The following is a 21,955-nucleotide window of genomic DNA, read 5'->3' as shown; positions in this document are numbered from 1 at the left end:
TCTGTACTTATAACTTTATGAAGCAAAATGTTTAGATACTGTTGCTGCTGCAGACGTTAAAGTAGCAATTACTTCGTCTGTTAACTTACCAGATTTTAAGGTATCTAAAGTATCTCTATGTTTTGCGTTTAAATAATCGATATACTCTCTTTCGAATTTTTTTACTTTTTCTACAGGTACATCTTTTAACAAGTTTTTAGAACCTGCATAAATAATTGCAATTTGGTCTTCTACTGGATAAGGATCGTTTTGCGCTTGTTTTAAAATTTCAACATTACGTTTTCCTTTAGAAATTACACTCATTGTAGCTGCATCTAAATCGGAACCAAATTTTGCAAAGGCTTCTAATTCGCGGTATGCTGCTTGATCTAATTTTAATGTACCAGATACTTTTTTCATAGATTTAATCTGTGCGTTACCTCCAACACGAGATACAGAAATACCTACGTTAATTGCTGGTCTTACACCGGAGTTAAATAAATCTCCATCTAAGAAGATTTGGCCATCTGTAATCGAAATTACGTTTGTTGGAATGTATGCAGATACGTCTCCTGCTTGTGTTTCGATAATTGGTAATGCCGTTAAAGAACCTCCACCTTTTACGATTCCTTTGATAGAATCTGGTAAGTCGTTCATTTCACTTGCAATTTTATCGTCATTAATAACTTTTGCAGCTCTTTCTAATAATCTTGAGTGTAAGTAAAATACATCTCCTGGATATGCCTCACGTCCTGGAGGTCTTCTTAATAATAAAGAAATTTCACGGTAGGCAACTGCTTGTTTAGATAAATCATCAAAAATAATTAAAGCAGGTCTTCCAGAATCTCTAAAATATTCTCCAATTGCAGCTCCAGCAAATGGTGCATACACTTGCATTGCTGCAGGGTCTGATGCGTTTGCAGCAACAATGGTTGTATAAGCTAAAGCACCTCTTTCTTCTAACATATTTGCAATCGCAGCCACAGTAGATGCTTTTTGACCAATAGCAACATAGATACAATATACTGGTTTACCAGCATCGTAAAATTCTTTTTGATTTAGAATGGTATCAATAGCTACTGTAGATTTACCTGTTTGACGGTCTCCAATAATTAACTCACGCTGACCTCTACCTACAGGAATCATTGCATCAATAGATTTAATACCTGTTTGTAATGGCTCTGTTACAGGTTCTCTATAAATAACCCCTGGAGCTCTACGTTCTAAAGGCATTTCGTAAGTAGTTCCTTCAATAGGACCTTTACCATCTATAGGACTTCCTAAAGTATCTACAACTCTTCCTACAATTCCTTCACCTGCTCTTAAAGAAGCGATACGTTCTGTACGTTTTACAGTAGAACCTTCTCTAATTGAAGTAGAGGCTCCTAATAATACAACTCCTGCATTGTCTTCTTCTAAGTTTAATACAATACCTTCTAATCCGTTTTCGAATTCTACCAATTCACCATATTGAACATTAGAAAGACCATACACACGTGCAATACCATCTCCTACTTGTAAAACAGTTCCTACTTCGTTTAAAGTTGCTTTTGCTTCGAAACTTGTTAACTGTTGCTTTAAAATTGCTGATACTTCAGCTGGTTTAATACTTGCCATCTTTTATGATTTGATGTATAATTAAATTTTTGGAATGTAATGACTATTGTCGAATTCCTTTTTCAATTCGTTTAAATAATTAGAGATACTCGCATCGTACTGTACATCTCCAACACGTAAAATAAATCCTCCTAAAATATCTGGATTTATTACGTTTTCTAAATTTGCTTTTTCGCCTGTTAAAGCTACAATTTTATCTAAAACTTGCTTTTCTACTTCTTTTGTTAAAGCAACAGCTGTAGTAACTTTTGCTACTTGTGTGCTTTTTAAATGATCGAAAACAATTGCATATTTTTTAGCAATAGGCTCTAACATTCCAATTCTTTTGTTGTCTTGTAACAAATGGAATAAGCCTAAAGTAATGTTGTTTACCTTACCTTCGAACAATGCTTTTAAAACCTTCATTTTGTCTGAAGATTTAACGATAGGACTTCTTAACATTACCTCTAATTCTTTGTTCTCGGCAATTGTATTTGCAACAAACAACATATCGTTATTTACTGCAGACTCCGACTTAGAATCTGTTGCAAGATTTAAGATTGCTTTGGCGTAACGTAATGCTGCTCTTGCGTCTTTCATTTATGCTTAATTTAAAGTAACGTCTTTTAAGATTTCTTCAACTAATTTAAGTTGGTCTTCTTTATTAGATAACTCTTTCTTAATAACAGATTCTGCAATACCAATAGATAAATCTGCAACGTTCTTTTTTATTTCTGCTAATGCTGCTTGTTTTTCTTGAACGATAGAAGCTTGTGCTTTTTGGACTAATGCTGCAGTTACTTCTTTGGCATCTTCTTTTGCCTCTGCAATGATATTTTCTCTAATTTCTCTTGCTTCTTTCATCATGGCATCTCTTTCTGCTCTTGCTTCTTTTACCAATCTTTCGTTATCTGCTTGTAAATTTTGCATTTCTTTACGCGCATTTTCTGCTGCTTCTAATGCATTTTCGATTCCTTCTTCTCTTTCTGTTAAAGAGTTCATAATTGGTTTCCAAGCAAACTTTACCATTATAGCAATTAAAACTATTAATAATATTGTCTGAACAATAAATAAACCTGGTGAAAAATCGTTTAGTAATGCTTCCATTCTATAAACTTAATTAATTTTATATTTTCTTTTAATTTGTTTAATTTTAAAAATAGGTTCTGTAACCAACCGTTACAGAACGCTATTTTTGTTTTGTTTGGATTTCTATTAACCTTTTCCTAAGATTAATGCACCAAATGCTAACCCTTCTAAAAGTGCTGCAACGATAATCATCGCTGTTTGAATTTTTCCTGTCGCTTCTGGCTGACGAGCAATACCTTCCATTGCTTTTCCACCAATTTGACCTAATCCAATTCCTGCTCCGATTACTACTAATCCTGCTCCAATTAAATTGTACATAATAAATGTGATTTATATTAAATTAAACAAATTTGTATTAATGAGCTTCTGAATGATCTTCAACAGCCATACCAATAAATAATGCCGAAAGCATTGTAAAGATATATGCTTGTAAAAAAGCCACTAAAACCTCAATTAATATTATTAAAAATGATAACACTGCAGATAAAAACGTTGCTCCTGCAACACCCATTGTCTCTTTTAGTGTAAACATAATTGCTATCAAACTCATAACCACAATGTGGCCTGCTGTAATGTTCGCAAACAAACGAACTAATAATGAAAATGGTTTAATTAATAAAGCTCCAGCCAATTCTATAATTGCCAAAACTGGGCGAATTAAAACAGGAACTCCTGGCATCCACAACATGTGCATCCAATAGTCTTTATTTCCACTAAAGGTATAAATTACCAATGTAAAAATTGCCAAACAAGCTGTAACCGCTATTTGACCTGTAACATTAAACCCAAAAGGAGTTAAACCTAAAACATTTAGTAACCAAATAAAGAAAAACACCGTTAATAAGTATCCTGTAAATTTTCTGTAATGTTTGTCTCCTATATTTGGTCTTGCAATTTCATCTCGAACATATAAAACCAAAGGTTCTAACACGCGACCAAAACCAGTAGGAATTTTTCTTGTTTGATATTGTTTTGCCAATCTAGAAAACCAAAAAATCATTAAAAGACCTATTAATAGAATACCAAAAACACTTTTTGTAATTGAAAAATCTAACACTTTATGTGCATTTGTTGGATGATGATCTTCATCAAAACTTATTGAAGAAGCGCCTTTATCTAACTCATAAATCTTAGAATGCACTTTTGCGAATTTTAAGCCTTTCTTTTCGACAATTACGTGACCATCGTCGTTATGATGAAATTCTGAAGACATAAAAGCAACCAAACCTTCGCTTGTCCATAAAATTACGGGCAATGGAAAACCAACATGTTTTCTCTTACCTGCATCGTTCGTGTATGAGAACAGAGAAAAATCGTGAGAATCTTTAACGTGGTGTTTAATATAATCGTTAACCTCTGCTTTCGTATTTACGCGACCACCATCTTTGTCGTGATCTTGTTTTTTATCAGATTCTGATGCAAAACTAACCGCTGTAAAAAGGGTTATTGCTGCTATTGTAAGAAACTTGATTGTTTTTTGTGCAACCTTCATTATAAAAATACGCTTTCTAAATTCGGCGCAAAGGTACGTAATAATTCAAAACTACAAACCTTTTTTTATTGAATAATTTTTGAATCTTTGGGGTTGAGTATTTTTACAACAAAAATAGCTTCTGTTAATAAAAAAATAAAAAGAGGAATAAACAGCGAAATTTTTTCAGCAAAATAAAACGAATCTACTGTAAATAAAGGGTTGTAGAAAAAAATGGCGAAAAGAATTAACTTGATTACTAGAGTACCTAAATAGATAAAACCAAGCTGTGGAAAAAGTTTATTAACAGTAGAAACAAACCTTAAATTTACACATATTAGTGCCGAAAAAAAGGCGTGAAACAGGTACACTTTTTCTAAAGAAAACCGCAATTCTACTTCTTGAGATGCTATAATTTTTAGGTGTGTGTAATTACCAATTAAAAAAAGAGCCACAAACACTAAAATATATCGAAAGATATCTTTATTCATTAATTTTATTGGCTTGTTTTATTAAAGAATACATGGCTAAAAAAATGGCCAAGAGTGTAATGGTTTCTGTTAAGAAAGACAGTTCGAATTTTTTATCTAACCATTTTCCTAATAAAAAACCTAAATAAATGGTTAAACCCATTTGTAAGCCTGCACCAGAAAGTGCAATGGCTTTGTTAAGCGGTTTTTTCTGTGGTTTTTTTGCTTCCATTATTCGTGTTCATTTCTTTTAATGCGCCTTTCATTGCACAAGTTGCGTTGAAGGTTGCCCCTGGTTCGATGGATAGTTTTCCAATTGTTACATCTCCAGAAATGTTTGCAGTACCTTTAATGGTTAGGGTTTTAGAGACTTGTAAAGTTCCAGAGAATTTTCCTTCTATATCTGCATTTGATGCCTCTACATTTCCTTTTACAAAACCATCTACACCAATAATAACACGACCTTGGGTTTTTAAAGTTCCTTCTAAAGTACCATCGATTCTAAAATCTCCATCAGATTTAATGTCTCCAACAATGGTTGTATTTTTTGCAATAACATTTCTTTCCATCACTTTTGGTTTTTCTATTTTTTTTTCTTTACTGTTAAACATATTTATTTGTTTAATTGTTCTAAGATTTCTTTTGCTTTTTTTCCTTCTTCTGAATTTCCATAGTTAATGGCAACAAACTCTAGTGCTTCTTTATAAATTGCTTTTGGTAAATATTTACCAATTGCGTAGGCTTTTAAAAGCTCGAACTTTGGTTTTAATTTCGAGTTTGCAATGGTTGGTAACATATCATTAACTCCAATTAAAACATTTTTATACTCGCCTTTTTTATATAAATAGTAAAGTTTTTTATATGATTTTTCGACTTCGTTAACTTTTGCATTTTCTTCGAACTTTTTTTCTGGGTTTTTTATCAACTGTGCAAAAACCGTGTTTGGGTAGTTGGTAAGAATGGTGTTTTTATGTTTTAATGCTTGGTTTGTTTCGCCAGCATTAGTATAAATTTGATATAAATGCCAGTTTATTGGTAAAACTAACTCTTCTCTTGGCTGTAAACTCGCTACTCTTTCTAAACGTTGTATGGCTAAATTTCTATTTTTAAATTGTTCTTTATAAATAATACCTAGTTCGTATAAAGCCTGATTTCTATCTGTTTTTAAACTGTCTATTACTTGTTTGTTTGTAGGTATTTTTTTTAAATAGCTTGCCAAATCATATCGGGTATCTTTTTGTACAGTGGTTAAAGAATCTGTTGTTGCAATAGCGTTGCTCGTTTTTTCTGAATAGCGCCAATTGTCTTCTAATTTTCTATTACCCCAAACTCGTTGAAATTCTGTTTTACCAAAAGCCAATGTTTGCGGATTGTAAAAATACCATTTTCCTTTTTTAGCAGACTGTAAAGAGTTTCCTCCAAAAGAACCACCAAAGGCTAATTGGTTTAACTTTAATTGTGCGGCTTCTTCGTCTTTTACTTTTAAACTGTCTATATAATTTTGAAAATACGTTTCTTGCTCGGTTTTAGAAAGTGATGCAATTCGTATAATGCTATCGTTTTTTTGTACAATATCTTCGAATTTAATTAAAGAGGCTAAGTTTTTGTGTTTTCTTTTTACACGTCTAATTCGCAAGTCTAAACTGTCTTTAGCAACGTTTAAAACACTATCGTAATAAGCACTTGCTAATTGATATTCTGAATTTTTAAAATACAAATTCCCTAAGTTTTCGTAGGTAAATGTTTTTTGTTTATCGCCTCCATTTAAAGCTCTTAGCGATTTGTTATAATATGCTTTCGCTAGTTTTAAACTGTCGTTTTTTTCGTATAAAGTTGCTACTTGATAATATAATTTATCTAAATACGGCCTGTTATCTCTGTTTTTAATAAGTTCTTGCATTCTGTTTAACAAGCTATTAGATACAGAGTCGTTATTGGCATTTCTTGCCAGTTCTATATTTGCATGAATTTTATATTTGTAAGGTGATTTTTTAAATTCTGTTAATCGATTAAAAACCATCGTTGCAGAATCTTTTTTGTTTTCTTGGGCATAAATTTGCCCTAAAATAAATAGGTTTCTTGCTGCTTGCTCTCTATTTTCTTGTGTTCTTGTAGCCAACTGCAAGTATTTTTTTACTTTTTGAATGCTGTCTGCTTTTACATACGCCATCGCCAAAGTCGTGTAGGCTTGTTCTTTAATTTCGTCTGGAAAATCTGGTTCTAAAGTGTCTTTTACCACCATTAACAGCTTCATAGATTCTATCGCAAATTCTTCGTTGTCTAAACGAATGTTCGATTTTGCTCTCCAAATTTTTGTTTCGGCAATTAAATTTGCATCAGGATAATTTGCAATTACATAATTAAAGGCTTCTATCGCAGGAATAAAACGTTGTGAATAATAACGTGATTTTCCTAACAACAAATAAGCATCGTCTATTTGACGGTTTCTTTCTAAACCGTCGATATTCATTCCGTGTTTTTGTATGGCTTTTACAGCTTTTTCTTCGGCTTTTTCGAAAGGAGTTCCTGCACTTTTGGTTGTTTCTTCTTCATTTGAATCGCCAAAACCTGCACCCATTCCAGAATTTTTAAAAGTGGGAGCTACAATTTTTCGATCGTCGAATTCTATAGGTTCTATTGGCAATTGTTGAAACCAATCATCTTTATAACCTTCGTTTATACCTTTAATTCCTTGTTTAAATGCTTCTTCTCCATTAAAAAGAATGTTATACTTTGTTGTTAGCGCGTGAAAATTTCTACTAAGAATAGTATCTTTTTTGGTGCTACAAGCATAGATTGCTCCGAAAGCAATGGCAATAAAAAGTATTTTTTTTATGTGTGTCATATATTAAAAAAACTCTTATCTAAAACTAAATTCTATCGAAAATAGTATAAGTAAGTGTGTAAAAATAGTAATAAATTAAGAATCGGTTGAAATGTGATGTTTTTTTGTTTTTTATATTGAAAAGTTCTCGATACAATTTCGATGAAAAATCGAAATCACTCGAACTGACAGTGTGCAAAAACCTGTGCGCGTGTTTTACAACATAAAAACATAGAAAACATAGCCAATCTTTGCAGAAAAAATTGGCGTTCTTACATGTTTTCTAGAAAAGTTCTTTGGATCTCTGTATTACAACCTATAAAGCAAAATAACTCTCTAATTCTTTTAAAGTTGCTTCTGAAGTTTCGATGCCTTTTACCACCTTTCCTTTGTCTAAAACCACAATTCGCTCGCAAACTTCTGTTACATGTGTTAAATCGTGACTAGAAATTAAAACCGTAATTTCTCTGTTTTCGGTTAGTTCTTTTATGATTTTTTTTAGTCTAATTTGTGTGGTGGGATCTAAGTTGGCAAACGGTTCGTCTAAAATTACCACTTGTGGTTCTCCCATTAAAGCAGCAACAATTCCTGCTTTTTTTTGATTTCCCTTACTTAAATCTCTTAAATATTTTTTCTTTCCTACGATTTCTCCATTGAAAAATTCATCAAATTTTGATAAGAATTTTGCAACATCGGCTTTGTTCATTCCGCGTAAATCGCCAATAAAACTAAAATATTCTTCGGGTGTTAAATAGCTAATTAAAAAAGATTCATCAATAAAAGAACCTGTAAAATTTTTCCATTCTTCACTTTCGTTTACCACAATATTATGGTTCGAAATTGTACCAGTTGTGGGCCTAATTAAGTCTAATAATATATTAAATAGTGTGGTTTTTCCTGCGCCATTATTACCCACCAAACCAAAACTTTGTCCTGTTGGAATATCTATTTTTGCTACATTTAAAACTTCTGCTTTTCCGTATTTTTTTGAAATTGTATCTATTGTAATCATGGTGTTTTCTTTTAAGTTTGGTGTTATGCTTCTTTTCCGAATGCGTTAATCATTACATATTTGTCTTTTATGTATTTTTTCTCGATAAAATTCATCGCGTAATTTTTACATAGCAAACTTATAACGCCTATAGATGCTACAGCTATGTACCCAGAATTACCACCAACAAATTTGTTGAACAACCAAAATAACAACATCGGAATTCCCATAATTGGAATAATTATTAAAAACTGAGTGACACTTGTACCTTGTGTGTTTCCGAAACCGCTTTTGTTTAAATCGATTCTTTTTCTGTTGAAAGAACCTGCATATAGTAAAAACAATGAGTTAAAACCAATATTAAATATGGCTCCTGCAGTAATCATTAAAAAAATATCGAGTCCAAGATATAAGTACGGAAAGCTTAAAAAATACAAAATGGTTGTCATTACCACCATTAAAATCCACTTAGATTCTAAAAATTTTCTGTATTTAAAGCTCTGGCTCATTAACATTTTGTAGTGTGCACTGTCCCAAGCAGGAATAAACTGACCATAATTTAACGCAAACCCTCCAGTTACAAATAAGGCTGCAAACATTAACATTGCTGGCATTTCTTGGTAGGTTTTTTGTGTGAAGAAAATCAATCCATAAAAAAGAAAAAGAAACGACATTAAAAACACGGTTTTTGTTCTTTTGTTTCTCCAAATAAGGCGCATATCGTTTTTTATAAATGGTGCAACATCTCCTAACTTATCTGTAAAAGATAAATCTACAGATTTTGCTTCTTCTACCTTTGTTTTTACAGCTTCATCTAAATATAATAGGCCAAATAATTGCTTGAAATTTAAACGATATAAAACCGCTAAAACAGCAACAAAAATTAAAGAATATAAAGGGTTTGCATAAATGGCGTCGAAAATTTTACCTCCCAAAGTAGTAATATTGTAAATATCGAATTTTTGTAGGCCAATTAAAGTGAGCAAAACAGCAACAATAACGCCTAGGGCAATGTTGTTTTTATTGATTAAAAAATTTAAAAAATTTGCAGACTGTATAATTAAAAACATTGCAAATAGCCAACCCAAAACCCCCAAAGTATTGTAACCCTCTATTATTAAAACAACTGCAAAAGGCACGTAAAAAAACAAACCTAAAAAGTTGAAAAAAGATACCGAAGATTTCCCCAATACATAATGCACCAATTTGCTTTTTTTAATGGGCAAAATTAGCATTGGTTTTATATTCATTACAGGCAATTTTTGCATTAAATATCGAAATATTAGGTCTCCAAAAATGGCATATAATAAATAGGAATTTACCAATTGTAATGGATCTTGTTCTGGAAACTCTTTCTTAAGAATGTAGTAACCACCAACTCCAATGGCTAAGAAAGTAACAATAAAATAAAGGGCAAAAAAGACCATTATTATTTTAATTGCGATTCCTTTTTGCCAGTGAGCAGAACGAAAATATTGTTTCCATTCGAGATTTAAAAAATGTGAAAGCATAGGTTTTTAATTAGTTAGTTCTGTAATTAGTTGTCAAAAGAAATAATTTGTTACAAATTTTATGATAATTTATATTCTGGATACGTTTCTATTAGTAATTCTTCTGATTTTTCTGGGATTAAATAGGCAGTGACATAAAACAGAATTAGAATTATGGTTGCCGAAAACGAAATTAGCAATAACCAGTGATTTTCTAAAGAACTAAAACTGACTCTTGTAAGATTTACAAGGTTGAAAAGATTCACAAAAGTAATTCCTGTAAATCCATGTCTTGTTTCGCCAATCATAGATTCTAATAGAAAAACTTTCTCTTTTTTTACTTCTTTTTTCTTTTGTTTTTTTCTTGCAATTGACTGTTTTGTCAAGTCGAAAACGATTAAAATAAAGAGTGCACCTAACAAAACAAATTCAGAATATGGAATTTTTAAAACGAAGAAAAGAGACAGGAAAATAGTTACTGTAATTACAATTTTAGGAACTGTAAACCATTCTTTAAAAAATCGCCACATTATTTTTCTATATCGTTTATTCATCTGTTTTTGTTTGGCTTCAACAACATCCATAAACCCAAAAATACCGAATTTCTTAAAAGATTTGTCACGTGCTTCTTCAAATGATAAATGTGGTTGAGCCACCCAAATTTCTTCAATATCATTGGCCAAATGATCTACCAATTCTGTTTGTACATCGTAATGTTCTACATAGTGCTTTCTTGTGAATTTGTAGAGCTGGTCTATTTGAGCGTTTGTGAGTTTCATAAACTTAATCAATCAATTTATTATAAATCTTTTGAGCAGATTTGAATTCTTTATACAAAAAATTAATACCAATTATTAAAAAAGGAACAAGAAGTGCAATAATTGCAGTTATATATGTAGAACTTAATTTTTCATAATCAAAAAATACTTTTGGAAGAAACATAAAACAATTAAAAAGCGATAAAGGAAATGTTGCAAATATCATTGACCTATTTAATCTCAAAGAATTAAAGACTTTATATTTTGAAGTGAAAAATATAAAAGCAATTCCAAATAAAATTAAACCAAAACCCATTGTGTATTTTATAACGGTTGTGTTTTCTCTAAAAATAAATAAGTAAAGAAAGAAAAGAAGTATAATTCTCAAAGTTTTAAAAGCTGAAAAGCTTTTTTTGTATTCAGAAATTATTCCTTTATTACTGTACTTTGCATAGATTTTACATTTTCTAAGAAATACAACTTCAAAACCTCCACTATTAAAATTCTCTTTCCAACCTAAGTTTTCAAAAGTTTCTTGTACCAATTCTTTAAAATCGTATTCAGATGTTTCTGATGTTAGTTTATTTTCTAAATCAGAAACCACATGGTCTAACATTTCTATGCGAATGTCCCAATATTTTATACCTTCATTTTCTAAACGATGGTCTATAAATTGTATTTGTTCTTTTGTTAATTCCATGGTTATATTTTAATTGTAGGGTATTGCTTTTTCATTTCATCTTTATTTTGATAAAACACAGATTCCCCTGACCAATAAAATAAAAGTAAAACTACAAAAATGCCTATTTGAGTATAATTGGAAGTATTATTTAAAAAATCGTCATTATTCCTATTTCTTGTGAATAAATTAAAAATCAAAACCATTAAATAAAAAACATTAAAAAAATGCATAGTTAAACTCAATACTAAAAATGTATGTTTATTAGTATCTCTCATATTTACATTATATAATAATCTAAAAGCTAAAGCTAATAAAATAGCACTCAAAATTGAAAAAAACATTTCTTTATCTACAAGTAGATTCATTGTGAAAACTAAAGCAACAAAAATAGCAGTTGAAATTATAATTTTAGGAAGTGTAAAAAATGTTTTCAAGTGTCTTAAAGTCAACACATAAAACTTCTTTTTAACAGATTTTTTTTTCTGTTCTATAAAATCCCTAAAGCCATTAGCACCGAAGTTTTTATGAATTTCAATAATTTCTTTTTCAATATCTACATTGGGGTTTGCAGTTAATTTTTCTTCTAATTTAGAAGCAAAATGATCTACAATTTCCGAGCGAACATCAAAAAATTTTACTCCAGAAACATACACATAATTGTCTATTTGTAAAACTTGTTCATTTGTTAATTCCATAGTTAAACACTTTTATATTTTTTGATTGCTTTTTGATGTTTCTTGAAAAATACATAATAACTGTAGGCAGAAAATATAAATGCAAAACACATTCCTATATTAATTCCATCTAATTCTTTTGGACTATTCAAAAACCAAATCGAAACAATTAAACCCATAAAAGTATTTAAGCTTAAAGCATTTAATATAAAACTATACGTCGTTTTTACTTTGTTCGATTTTTTTAAAAACATATATAAAAACGTCACAAAAACAAAAACTACAAAAGCCTGTATTAGTATATAAAAATTACTTTCTGTTGGATTTTGTATGGTAAAGTCTAATTTTGTTAAAACTATAAAAGGTAAAAAATAAGAAACCAATAATAATAAATAATAGTTACCATATATTTTCTTCGCTTTTTTGATGATTATTTTTGGGGCTAAAAAACCAACTCCAAAATACCAACTTGACGTTTCTTTTAAATGAGTGTTCCATTTATCGGTAACTTTATAAAAAGCGGTTTCAAAATCGATATTCTTTTTCTCAATTGTAGTTTCTACATCAGTAATTATATGATCTAAAACTTCAAAACGAACATCAGCATATTTAATGTTTTTTACGTTTAAATAATGTTCTACTCTTTGTATTTGCTCTTTTGTTAATTCCATAGCATTAGTTTAACAAGTGTTTGTATTTTTCTAAGATTTGTTTCCTTTTTTCAATAATTAAAAGAATGCCTGAAATATGTAAACCAAAACCAATAATTACATATAGAAAGAATAAAAATTTATGTTCTTTTAAAAAATCTGCAAGTGGAGTAAATAAATATAAAAACATATTTGGCAAAGACATAATATTAAATAAATATTTAAAAGAAACTAATCTTCTTATTTGTTTATTTTTATGATACGTTTTTATAAAACTATAAATCGTTGGAATAATAATTAGTGTAATAAAAACAAAACCCAGTTTTTTAGTGGCTATATTCATCTCCAAAAATAAAATATAGAAAATAAAAATAGTTCCATAAGTTATAGGTAACATCTTTAATGAATAGAAAAAACTAAAAAACTTAAACCATAACTGTCTTTGGTAAGACCAATGAACATCACTTTCTTTTGAAGAATTATAATTATAAATAAACACAGATTTATCTGCTAAATATTGAGATAAATTCCCATTTTCTGTAGTCATTTCAAAATCAGAAACTAAATGATCTAACAATTCTAATCTATCTTCTATGCTTGTATATCTCTTTTTTCTTTTGATATAATCCTCCAAAAACTGCAATTGCTTTTCCGTTATTTCGTAGTTCTTTTTCATCTTACTCCAAACTAAATTTAGGATTTACCAAACGTTGCATCGTTTTTAAAAATTCTTGCATTTCTTCTAACTTATTGGCAGTTTCTTTGGTGCCACTTTCGGTTAATTTGTAGTATTTACGAAGCCTATTGCCCACTTTTGCCACCTCTACATCTAACAAACCATCTGCTTCTAATTTGTGCAAAGCTGGGTACAAAGCACCTTCTGTAATTTGCAATTCGCCTTTTGTAAGCTCCTTTACATGTTGGGTAATTTCGTAACCGTACATTTTATCGTTACTTTCTAATAACTTTAAAATAATGGTTTGTAAAGATCCTTTGTATAATTTTTGATTTCCCATTTATGGACGTTTAATCGTGTATTTGTTTTCACTGTATCTGCGAGTGATTTCGACTTTTTCAATCGAAATTGTTCCCGAAGTTTCGGGAGAGAAGCTTTATATGTTCTCGATACAAAATTTCTGAAAAAGAAATTTCACTCGAACTGACAGTTTTTTTTAACTCACACCAAATATACATAATTTTTTGATGCATAGAATTCTTAGGTATAAAAATTTTCATAAAAAAATCCTAAGAAAATTAATTCTTAGGATTTTTAATTTTATTAATACTTACGACTCAATAGATAAAAACCAATTACAGACAATCTTGTAGTCAATAAGTCTTACGTCAAAAGTCAATTTTCAAAGGACTTATTTTGTCACTTTCAACACCTCCGCAATAACTCTTTCTAAATCTGCTTTTGGTAACGCGCCATTTGCCATTTGTGGTTCGCCATCTGCAGGGCAAAATAACATAGAAGGAATACTTCTAATACCGAAAGCCGCAGATAACTCTTGCTCTGCTTCTGTATCTATTTTATAAATATCTATTTTGCCTTCGTATTCGTTTGAAAGTTGCTCTAAAACGGGCGCTAACATTTTACAAGGGCCACACCAATCTGCGTAAAAATCGATCAATGCTGGTTTTTTTCCTTCGAATTTCCATTCTTTGTTTTCTTCGAAATTAAAAACCTTTTCTAAGAAGGTTTCTTTTGTTAAGTTTTCTGTCATCATTTAATATTTTGTCTTCAATAATTATTGAAGAATTCATTTCTACTATCGTGCAAAAGTAGTCGTTTTTAAGCTTTTTACCTTACAATTAGGCTTTTTAGCAGTTTTTTAAACCATTAAATATCTGTTAAAATAGTATAAATAAGTTGTTTACCTAAAAATCTTTACTGTAACTTTGGTCTTTAAAACTAAATTACTAATAAGATGAAAAAAATACTAATTCCAATTCTTTTTGCAAGTGCAATTGTGGTTTCTTGCAAAACTGAAACTAAAACTACAGATATAAAATTGAGTTATCCAAAAACAACGAAAAAACCAGTAATAGACACCATTTTCGGAACCGAAGTTGTCGATAATTACAGATGGTTAGAAGACGATAGAAGCAAAGAAACCGAAGCTTGGGTAAAGGAAGAAAACAAAGTAACTTTCGATTATTTAAGTAAAATTCCATATCGCGAAGAATTAAAAAATCGCTTATCTGAATTATGGAACTACGAAAAAGTAAGTACCCCTTTTAAGGAAGGAGATTACACTTATTTTTATAAAAATGATGGTTTACAGAACCAATATGTTGTGTATCGAAAAAAAGGAGATTCTGATGCTGAAATTTTTTTAGATCCAAACACTTTTTCTAAAGACGGCACCACTTCTTTGGGCGCTTTAAGTTTTTCTAAAGACGGAAAAACTGTTGCCTATGCTATTTCTGAAGGTGGTTCTGACTGGAGAAAAATAATTATTATGGATACAGAATCCAAAGAAATTAAAGAAGATACGTTGGTTGATGTAAAATTCTCAGGAATTTCTTGGTACAAAAACGAAGGTTTTTATTACTCTTCTTATGATAAACCTAAGGGAAGTGAATTGTCTGCAAAAACCGATCAACACAAATTATATTATCACAAATTAGGGACTTCACAAAAAAACGATCCTGTTATTTTTGGAGAAATACCTTCCGAAAAACACAGGTATGTTGGTGGTTCTGTTACAGAAGACGATAATTATTTAGTAATTTCTGCATCCGTTTCTACCTCTGGAAATAAATTGTTTTTAAAGGATTTATCGAAACCAAATAGTAAACTTATTACCATAATAGATAATGTAAAAAGTGATACGTATGTTGCAGAAAACAGAGGAAGCAAATTGTATTTAGTTACCAATTTAGATGCTCCAAACAAAAAAGTGGTTACTGTAGATGCGAAAAACCCAACTCCTAAAAATTGGGTAGATTTTATTCCTGAAACAGAAAATGTATTGAGTTTAAATTCTGGTGCTGGTTATTTCTTCGCAAATTATATGGTAGATGCAGTTTCTAAAATTTTACAATACGATTTCGATGGAAAACTAATTAGAGAGATAAAGTTACCAGGTGTTGGTTCCGCTTATGGTTTTGGTGGAAAAACTGATGCAAAAGAATTGTACTTTTCATTTACCAATTATAGCACTCCAGGTTCTTCCTATAAATTTAATCCAAAAGACGGAACGTACGAATCTTATTGGAAACCATCCATTGCTTTTAATTCAGATAATTATACAAGTAAGCAAGTTTTTTACACCTCAAAAGACGGTACAAAAATTCCAATGATTATTACGCATAAAAAAGGCATCGAATTAAACGGAAAAAACCCAACCATTTTATATGGTTATGGAGGCTTTAACGTAAGTTTAACGCCGTCTTTTAGTATTGCAAACGCTGTTTGGATGGAACAAGGTGGTGTTTATGCAGTTCCTAATTTACGTGGAGGTGGAGAATATGGTAAAAAATGGCACAATGCTGGTACCAAAATGCAAAAGCAAAATGTTTTTGACGATTTTATTGCTGCTGCAGAATATTTAATCAACGAAAAATATACTTCAAGTGAGTTTTTAGCAATTCGTGGAGGTTCTAATGGTGGTTTGCTAGTGGGTGCAACCATGACACAAAGACCCGATTTAATGAAAGTCGCTTTGCCAGCAGTAGGTGTTTTAGACATGTTGCGTTATCACACTTTTACAGCAGGCGCAGGTTGGGCTTACGATTATGGTACTGCAGAAGATAGCAAAGAAATGTTCGATTATTTAAAAGGATATTCACCCGTTCATAACGTAAAAAAAGGCACAAAATACCCAGCTACTTTAATAACTACTGGAGATCATGACGATCGTGTTGTGCCAGCACATAGCTTTAAATTCGCTGCAGAATTACAAGAAAAACAAGCTGGTAAAAACCCTGTTTTAATAAGAATTGAAACCAATGCTGGGCATGGTGCAGGAACGCCAGTTGCAAAAACGATTGAGCAATATGCAGATATTTTTGGGTTTACTTTATACAACATGGGTTTTAAACAATTGCCAAATCCGCCAAAAAGTAAAATTAAATCGTAACCTTAAAACCGATGCGAAAGTATGGGTTTTTTTTGTAATGATTGTTATAAATTACGTCTAAGTACTAAAGCATTTAAGATGAAAATTATAAAATTTATAGCTATTTTGTTTATTGGGTTTTGTTCTTGCCAAAATAGTGACGCTAATGTAGAGCAGGTTGTTTGTTTAGATGTTTTAGATTTAGAAACAACCAACCTCGATAAAACCATTAATTTTTCTATCGATACAAACGTTTCGTTAGATATTAATAAAGATGGAGTTGAAGATTTTTTATTTACAACAGAACGTGCAGGAAACCGTTTTGCAAGAATTTTAAAAGCAACGAACAATCAAAATAAAATTGTAGATGCCGTTTTTCTAGAAAAAGGCACCACCATTAACAACGATTTAAAATTTGCATCTAAAATAGATTTTAATAATATTGATAAGAGTTTTGGAAACGACTACAAAACACTTCAAAATAAATATATTGGCTTAAAAATTTCTGTTGACGGAACAGAACATTTTGCATGGATTCTGTTTTCTTCAACAGATTCGAACCCAGGTTCTCCCGTTTTTTATTCAGATTTTATAATAACGTTACAAAATATTGCATATAATAAAAGTTGTAGTGCAATTACTACCAATTAAAAAATGGGTCAAATAAATATTTTTTGAAAAACAGAAAAGAAGCTGTCTCGAAGGTAAATTTAACTGTTATTTTTAGTGAAGTTGAAAAGTCTAAAATACTGAAATTCAATAAATAAGATTTTTCCATTACCGTCGAAATAACAAATTTTAATACTTTCGAGACAGCCTCTTTTTAATTATGTAAAGTTATTGCTTAAGCCTTACTTTTATAAATTTCTTAGTCTATTTCAGAAACTCTTAAGGTATTTACCATTCCTTTTTCTTCTACTGGCATAGAGGTAAGGTTAATCATTAAATCGCCTTCTTTAACATAGTTTTTTTCTTTCGATATTCTATTAATATCTACAACTGTATCGTCTGTACTTAAATTTTTATCATAATAAAATGCTTTTACACCCCAAAGTAAGTTTAGTTTTCCTAAAATTCTTCTTTCAGATGAAAATGCTAATATTTTAGATTGTGGCCTCCAAGCAGAAATTTGAAATGCTGTATAACCACTATTTGTTAAGGTAGAAATGGCTGCTGCTTCAATATCATTTGCCATTAAAGCTGCATGATGGCAAACCGATTTTGTAATAAATCTGTTCGTTCTAATATGTGGTGCTTCGTGTGGCACTTTAATTAATTCTGAATTTTCTACACTTACAATAATTTCTCTCATTTTTTGAATGACTCTTAAAGGGTGTTTCCCTACAGAGGTTTCTCCAGAAAGCATTACTGCATCTGCACCATCCATAATTGAGTTTGCAACATCGTTTACCTCTGCTCTTGTTGGTACAGAATTATCGATCATTGTTTCCATCATTTGTGTCGCAATAATTACTGGAATTCTTGCTTTTTTGGCTCTTTCGACCAACATTTTTTGAATTAAAGGTACTTCTTGCATTGGAATTTCGACTCCTAAATCTCCACGCGCAACCATTAATCCATCGCAATAAGGAATTAAAGAATCTATATTTTTTACAGCTTCTGGTTTTTCTATTTTCGCGATTACAGGAACTCTATAATCGGAATGTTCGTCGATTAAATCTCGCAACATTCTTAAATCTTCTGGTGTTCTTACAAAAGAAAGTGCCATCCAATCTACATGTAAGCTCAGTGCAAAAACAGCATCTTCCATATCTTTTTCTGTTAATGCTGGTAAAGAAATGGCTGTGTTTGGTAAGTTTACTCCTTTTTTAGACTTTAAAGCACCCCCAACAATTGTTTTTACAACGACTTCTTTTTCTTTATCTGTTGATACAACTTCGAATAACAATTTACCATCATCTACCAAAATTTGTTCTCCAACTTTTACGTCTTTTGGAAAATGTTGATAAGTCATAAACGCTTTTTGTTTATTTCCAATGCATCTTTCTGTAGTGAATGTAAAAAGATCGCCATTATTTAAAATAACGTCTTCTTCCATTACTCCAACCCGTAATTTGGGCCCTTGTAAATCTGCTAAAATGGCAACGTTAAATCCGTTTTCTTCGTTAATTTCACGAATTCTCTTTACGTTTTCTTTTACGTTGTCGTAATCTGCATGCGAGAAATTAATTCTAAAGACATTTACACCAGCAACAGCTAAGTCTTTAAGCATTTCTTTAGTATCTGTAGCTGGACCTAGAGTGGCTACTATTTTTGTTTTTTTGTATGGTTTCATTCTTAAAATATTAAAAAGTCTTTTGACTTTAGTGTGTTTTTATCTATTGAATAAGATGTTATAATCTGCTCAATACTTTTTATTTTATTTACCGTTTTTGAAACGTATTCGTACCCAACTTCACCAGAAATTTTAATAAAAAAGTCGACCTTTTTCTTTTCTGGTATTAAATATGTTTTTGTTTCTGTAGTTAATAATAATTCGTTTGGTTCGGTTTGGTTTTCTCTTTTAAAGCTATTTGCTATTAAAAACCACTCAAAGTCATATTTTTTGCTTGAGAAATTATAAAGAGAAAACGATCCTTTTTTTTGGTCGCTCTCAAATTCTAAATCTTTTGGCGATTTAGACAAACGTATATTTAAATTTTTATTTAACAAATATGCCAGTTTGTAATCTTCTAATGCTGTATGAATACCAATTAATGAGTATTCTTCTTCACAAAAATCGTCTAAACCTAAAGCATGAATTTGCATAAATTGTAAATTTACTTTGCGTTTAATAAGCGCGCTAAATTACTAATTGTTTATGAGTTTTCGGGCTTATTTTAACGAAAACGTTATCGCTTTAATCTAACGAAATTTGATCTTGAAAAGCATAATACACCCTTTTAGATGCTTGTTCTTCTGCTTTTTTCTTAGAAGTGGCTCTTCCTTTTGCAATTTGTTCTCCGTCGATACTTATTTTTACGCTAAAATGTTTTACAACTTCGTTGCCAGAGTCTTCGTAGGTATCGAAAATATATTTTTTCTTTTGCTTTTGGCACCATTCTATAATTAACCCTTTGTAACTTGTAATTTTACCTTCTAGTTTTTCAATATCAACATAAGGTACAATTACATTTTCGTAAATAAATTTCTGACAAAAATTATAGCCCTTGTCTAAATAAATTGCTCCAATTAAAGCTTCAAAAATATTTCCATGGATATTGTCGCCAACATTGGCTTGGTCGATATTGCTGTTTACACACTTAATTAAGTTTAGGTCTTTTCCGAGTTCGTTTAAATGTTCTCTACTTACAATTTTAGAGCGCATTTGCGTTAAGTAACCTTCTGTGCCTTCTGGTACTTTTTTGTATAAATAAGATGCGATTACGGCTCCTAAAATAGAGTCTCCAAGAAATTCTAATCGTTCGTAGTTAATAGGGTTTCCATAGCTATCTAACTTTTGGACAGACCTATGTGTGAAAGCTTTTTTATATCTTTCTATTCTCTTTGGAGAAAAATTTAGTAGTTTTTTTAGTTCGTGAAATAATTCTGCGTCTTCTTCTTTATGAGATTGGACTATTTTACGAAATAAATTCATAGATTAGTCATCTAATTTCTTGAAAGCAACGCATGCATTGTGTCCTCCAAATCCAAAAGTATTACTTATTGCCACTTTTATTTCTCTTTTTTGAGCCTTGTTAAGTGTTAAATTTAATTCTGGATTTATATTTTCATCTACATTTTTATGGTTGATGGTTGGTGGAACAACTCCATGTTTCATTGCTAAAATAGAGGCAATAGACTCAATGGCTCCTGCAGCACCTAATAAGTGACCGGTCATGGACTTTGTTGAGTTTATGTTGATTGTCTTAGCATGATCTCCAAAGACTTCGGAAATTGCTTTTAATTCGGCAACATCTCCTAAAGGAGTAGAAGTACCATGTGTATTGATATGATCTACATCTTCTGGTTTAATTCCTGCATTTTCTAAACAGTTTTTCATTACTGCAATTACACCTATTCCATCCGGATGTGGAGCTGTCATATGATGTGCATCAGAAGACATGCCTCCTCCAATAATTTCTGCATAAATTTTTGCGCCTCTTGCTTTTGCATGTTCGTAGCTTTCTAAAACCATGGCACCTGCTCCTTCTCCTAAAACAAAGCCATCTCTTTCTGCATCAAAAGGTCTTGATGCTGTTTCTGGACTTTCGTTTCTTGTAGATAAAGCGTGCATTGCGTTAAAACCACCAACACCAGCAATTGCAACAGCGGCTTCAGAGCCTCCAGTTACAATTACATCGCAAGTTCCTAAGCGAATGTAGTTTAAAGCATCTATCATCGCGTTTGCAGAGGATGCACATGCAGAAACTGTAGTATAATTGGGTCCCATAAATCCATTTTTAATGGAAATGTTTCCTGGAGCGATATCTGCAATCATTTTTGGGATAAAGAAAGGGTTAAATCTTGGTGTGCCATCTCCAGCTCCATAATTTAATGCCTCGTTTTGGAAAGTTTCTAAACCTCCAATTCCTGCTCCCCAAATTACGCCCACGCGTAATTTGTCTATTTCGTCTAGATTTAAGTTCGCATCTGCAATGGCTTCGTCTGAAGCTACCATGGCATATTGCGTAAATCTATCCATTTTACGCGCTTCTTTTCTATCGATAAAATCGGTCGCGTTAAACCCTTTTAATTCACATGCAAAACGAGTTTTGAACTTGGCAGCATCAAAGTAAGTGATAGGTGCTGCTCCGCTAACTCCGTTAACTAAGGCGTTCCAATATTCTTCAATATTATTACCAATTGGCGTTAATGCGCCAAGTCCAGTGACTACAACTCGTTTTAACTGCATATAAATTAAGTATTATTTTTTTGCTTCTTCAATATAGCTAACTGCTTGACCAACTGTACCGATGTTTTCAGCTTGATCGTCTGGAATTTGAATATCGAATTCTTTTTCGAATTCCATAATTAACTCAACAGTATCTAAAGAGTCTGCTCCTAAATCGTTTGTGAAGCTAGCTTCTGTTGTTACCTCGTTATCGTCAACGCCTAATTTGTCTACGATAATCGCTTTTACTCTTGATGCAATGTCTGACATAATTTTTTAATTTTAAATTTTAAATCGGGGCAAAAATACAAATCTTATTAATTATATCTAATTTTTGTCCGAAAAATGATTACTAAATGTAAAGAAAATATTTTAATCTT

The 21,955-nt window shown here is 31.1% G+C and carries 25 protein-coding genes; 2 read left to right on the top strand and 23 right to left on the bottom strand.

Going from position 1 to position 21,955, the window contains the following annotated elements:
• Positions 1–15 precede the first annotated feature (15 nt).
• From atpA to trxA, 18 genes are all read right to left on the bottom strand, one after another.
• Positions 16–1,596, bottom strand: coding sequence for a F0F1 ATP synthase subunit alpha (atpA, locus tag JL193_RS10225; protein ID WP_207970709.1), 1,581 nt, complete (start codon positions 1,594–1,596; stop codon positions 16–18).
• Positions 1,597–1,617: 21 nt separating this feature from the next.
• Positions 1,618–2,175 carry an ATP synthase F1 subunit delta gene (gene atpH, locus JL193_RS10220; protein ID WP_207970708.1) on the bottom strand — a complete coding sequence of 186 codons (558 nt, stop codon included), beginning with the start codon at positions 2,173–2,175 and terminating at the stop codon, positions 1,618–1,620.
• Positions 2,176–2,181: 6 nt separating this feature from the next.
• Positions 2,182–2,682, bottom strand: coding sequence for a F0F1 ATP synthase subunit B (locus tag JL193_RS10215; RefSeq protein ID WP_207970707.1), 501 nt, complete (start codon positions 2,680–2,682; stop codon positions 2,182–2,184).
• 108 nt (positions 2,683–2,790) lie between these two features.
• Positions 2,791–2,982 (bottom strand): ATP synthase F0 subunit C, encoded by a 192-nt coding sequence (gene atpE, locus JL193_RS10210; protein WP_089258428.1) that lies wholly within the window; start codon positions 2,980–2,982, stop codon positions 2,791–2,793.
• 37 nt (positions 2,983–3,019) lie between these two features.
• On the bottom strand, positions 3,020–4,156 hold the full coding sequence (gene atpB, locus JL193_RS10205; RefSeq protein ID WP_207970706.1) for a F0F1 ATP synthase subunit A: 1,137 nt from the start codon (positions 4,154–4,156) through the stop codon (positions 3,020–3,022).
• A gap of 65 nt (positions 4,157–4,221) precedes the next feature.
• Positions 4,222–4,626 (bottom strand): DUF6168 family protein, encoded by a 405-nt coding sequence (locus tag JL193_RS17225; RefSeq protein WP_243456726.1) that lies wholly within the window; start codon positions 4,624–4,626, stop codon positions 4,222–4,224.
• On the bottom strand, positions 4,619–4,837 hold the full coding sequence (locus tag JL193_RS10200; protein ID WP_207970705.1) for an AtpZ/AtpI family protein: 219 nt from the start codon (positions 4,835–4,837) through the stop codon (positions 4,619–4,621). Before JL193_RS10200 ends, JL193_RS17225 begins: the two co-directional genes overlap by 8 nt.
• On the bottom strand, positions 4,803–5,216 hold the full coding sequence (locus JL193_RS10195) for a bactofilin family protein (protein ID WP_207970704.1): 414 nt from the start codon (positions 5,214–5,216) through the stop codon (positions 4,803–4,805). The genes JL193_RS10200 and JL193_RS10195 overlap by 35 nt, the downstream gene beginning before the upstream one ends.
• A gap of 2 nt (positions 5,217–5,218) precedes the next feature.
• On the bottom strand, positions 5,219–7,450 hold the full coding sequence (porW, locus tag JL193_RS10190) for a type IX secretion system periplasmic lipoprotein PorW/SprE (RefSeq protein WP_207970703.1): 2,232 nt from the start codon (positions 7,448–7,450) through the stop codon (positions 5,219–5,221).
• A 295-nt stretch (positions 7,451–7,745) separates the two neighbouring features.
• Complete coding sequence (locus JL193_RS10185) at positions 7,746–8,441, bottom strand: ABC transporter ATP-binding protein (protein ID WP_207970702.1); 696 nt, start codon at positions 8,439–8,441, stop codon at positions 7,746–7,748.
• A gap of 23 nt (positions 8,442–8,464) precedes the next feature.
• Positions 8,465–9,931 carry a DUF5687 family protein gene (locus tag JL193_RS10180; RefSeq protein ID WP_207970701.1) on the bottom strand — a complete coding sequence of 489 codons (1,467 nt, stop codon included), beginning with the start codon at positions 9,929–9,931 and terminating at the stop codon, positions 8,465–8,467.
• A 59-nt stretch (positions 9,932–9,990) separates the two neighbouring features.
• A complete protein-coding gene (locus JL193_RS10175; protein WP_207970700.1) occupies positions 9,991–10,689 on the bottom strand; it encodes a hypothetical protein in 699 nt (232 codons plus the stop codon).
• Positions 10,690–10,693: 4 nt separating this feature from the next.
• The gene (locus JL193_RS10170; RefSeq protein ID WP_207970699.1) at positions 10,694–11,368 is read right to left on the bottom strand and encodes a hypothetical protein; all 675 of its coding nucleotides are present in this window, start codon (positions 11,366–11,368) and stop codon (positions 10,694–10,696) included.
• A gap of 2 nt (positions 11,369–11,370) precedes the next feature.
• Positions 11,371–12,045, bottom strand: a complete 675-nt coding sequence (locus JL193_RS10165; RefSeq protein ID WP_207970698.1) for a hypothetical protein — start codon at positions 12,043–12,045, stop codon at positions 11,371–11,373.
• A gap of 2 nt (positions 12,046–12,047) precedes the next feature.
• The gene (locus tag JL193_RS10160; RefSeq protein WP_207970697.1) at positions 12,048–12,695 is read right to left on the bottom strand and encodes a hypothetical protein; all 648 of its coding nucleotides are present in this window, start codon (positions 12,693–12,695) and stop codon (positions 12,048–12,050) included.
• A 4-nt stretch (positions 12,696–12,699) separates the two neighbouring features.
• Entirely contained in the window at positions 12,700–13,350 is a 651-nt protein-coding gene (locus JL193_RS10155) for a hypothetical protein (RefSeq protein WP_207970696.1), read from the bottom strand.
• Position 13,351: 1 nt separating this feature from the next.
• A complete protein-coding gene (locus tag JL193_RS10150) occupies positions 13,352–13,690 on the bottom strand; it encodes a PadR family transcriptional regulator (RefSeq protein ID WP_207970695.1) in 339 nt (112 codons plus the stop codon).
• 351 nt (positions 13,691–14,041) lie between these two features.
• Positions 14,042–14,404: a thioredoxin gene (trxA, locus tag JL193_RS10145; RefSeq protein ID WP_437440078.1), complete on the bottom strand. Its 363-nt coding sequence runs from the start codon at positions 14,402–14,404 to the stop codon at positions 14,042–14,044.
• Between the two features lie 201 nt (positions 14,405–14,605).
• Here trxA and JL193_RS10140 point away from each other — a divergent pair, with 201 nt between their 5' ends.
• The gene (locus JL193_RS10140; protein ID WP_207970694.1) at positions 14,606–16,762 is read left to right on the top strand and encodes a prolyl oligopeptidase family serine peptidase; all 2,157 of its coding nucleotides are present in this window, start codon (positions 14,606–14,608) and stop codon (positions 16,760–16,762) included.
• A gap of 78 nt (positions 16,763–16,840) precedes the next feature.
• The gene (locus JL193_RS10135; protein WP_207970693.1) at positions 16,841–17,392 is read left to right on the top strand and encodes a hypothetical protein; all 552 of its coding nucleotides are present in this window, start codon (positions 16,841–16,843) and stop codon (positions 17,390–17,392) included.
• Between the two features lie 217 nt (positions 17,393–17,609).
• Here JL193_RS10135 and pyk read toward each other — a convergent pair whose 3' ends face one another.
• From pyk to JL193_RS10110, 5 genes are all read right to left on the bottom strand, one after another.
• Entirely contained in the window at positions 17,610–19,037 is a 1,428-nt protein-coding gene (gene pyk, locus JL193_RS10130) for a pyruvate kinase (RefSeq protein WP_207970692.1), read from the bottom strand.
• Between the two features lie 2 nt (positions 19,038–19,039).
• Entirely contained in the window at positions 19,040–19,510 is a 471-nt protein-coding gene (locus tag JL193_RS10125; protein WP_207970691.1) for an IPExxxVDY family protein, read from the bottom strand.
• 91 nt (positions 19,511–19,601) lie between these two features.
• Complete coding sequence (gene rnc, locus JL193_RS10120; protein ID WP_207970690.1) at positions 19,602–20,339, bottom strand: ribonuclease III; 738 nt, start codon at positions 20,337–20,339, stop codon at positions 19,602–19,604.
• Between the two features lie 3 nt (positions 20,340–20,342).
• A complete protein-coding gene (gene fabF / locus JL193_RS10115) occupies positions 20,343–21,596 on the bottom strand; it encodes a beta-ketoacyl-ACP synthase II (protein ID WP_207970689.1) in 1,254 nt (417 codons plus the stop codon).
• Positions 21,597–21,608: 12 nt separating this feature from the next.
• Positions 21,609–21,845, bottom strand: a complete 237-nt coding sequence (locus tag JL193_RS10110) for an acyl carrier protein (protein WP_004569249.1) — start codon at positions 21,843–21,845, stop codon at positions 21,609–21,611.
• Between the last annotated feature and the right edge of the window lie 110 nt (positions 21,846–21,955).

It is taken from the genome of Polaribacter batillariae (assembly GCF_017498485.1).
Lineage (GTDB): Bacteria > Bacteroidota > Bacteroidia > Flavobacteriales > Flavobacteriaceae > Polaribacter > Polaribacter batillariae.
The sequence above is the reverse complement of the archived record's forward strand: the minus strand, read 5'-3'. Positions and strand labels throughout refer to the sequence as shown.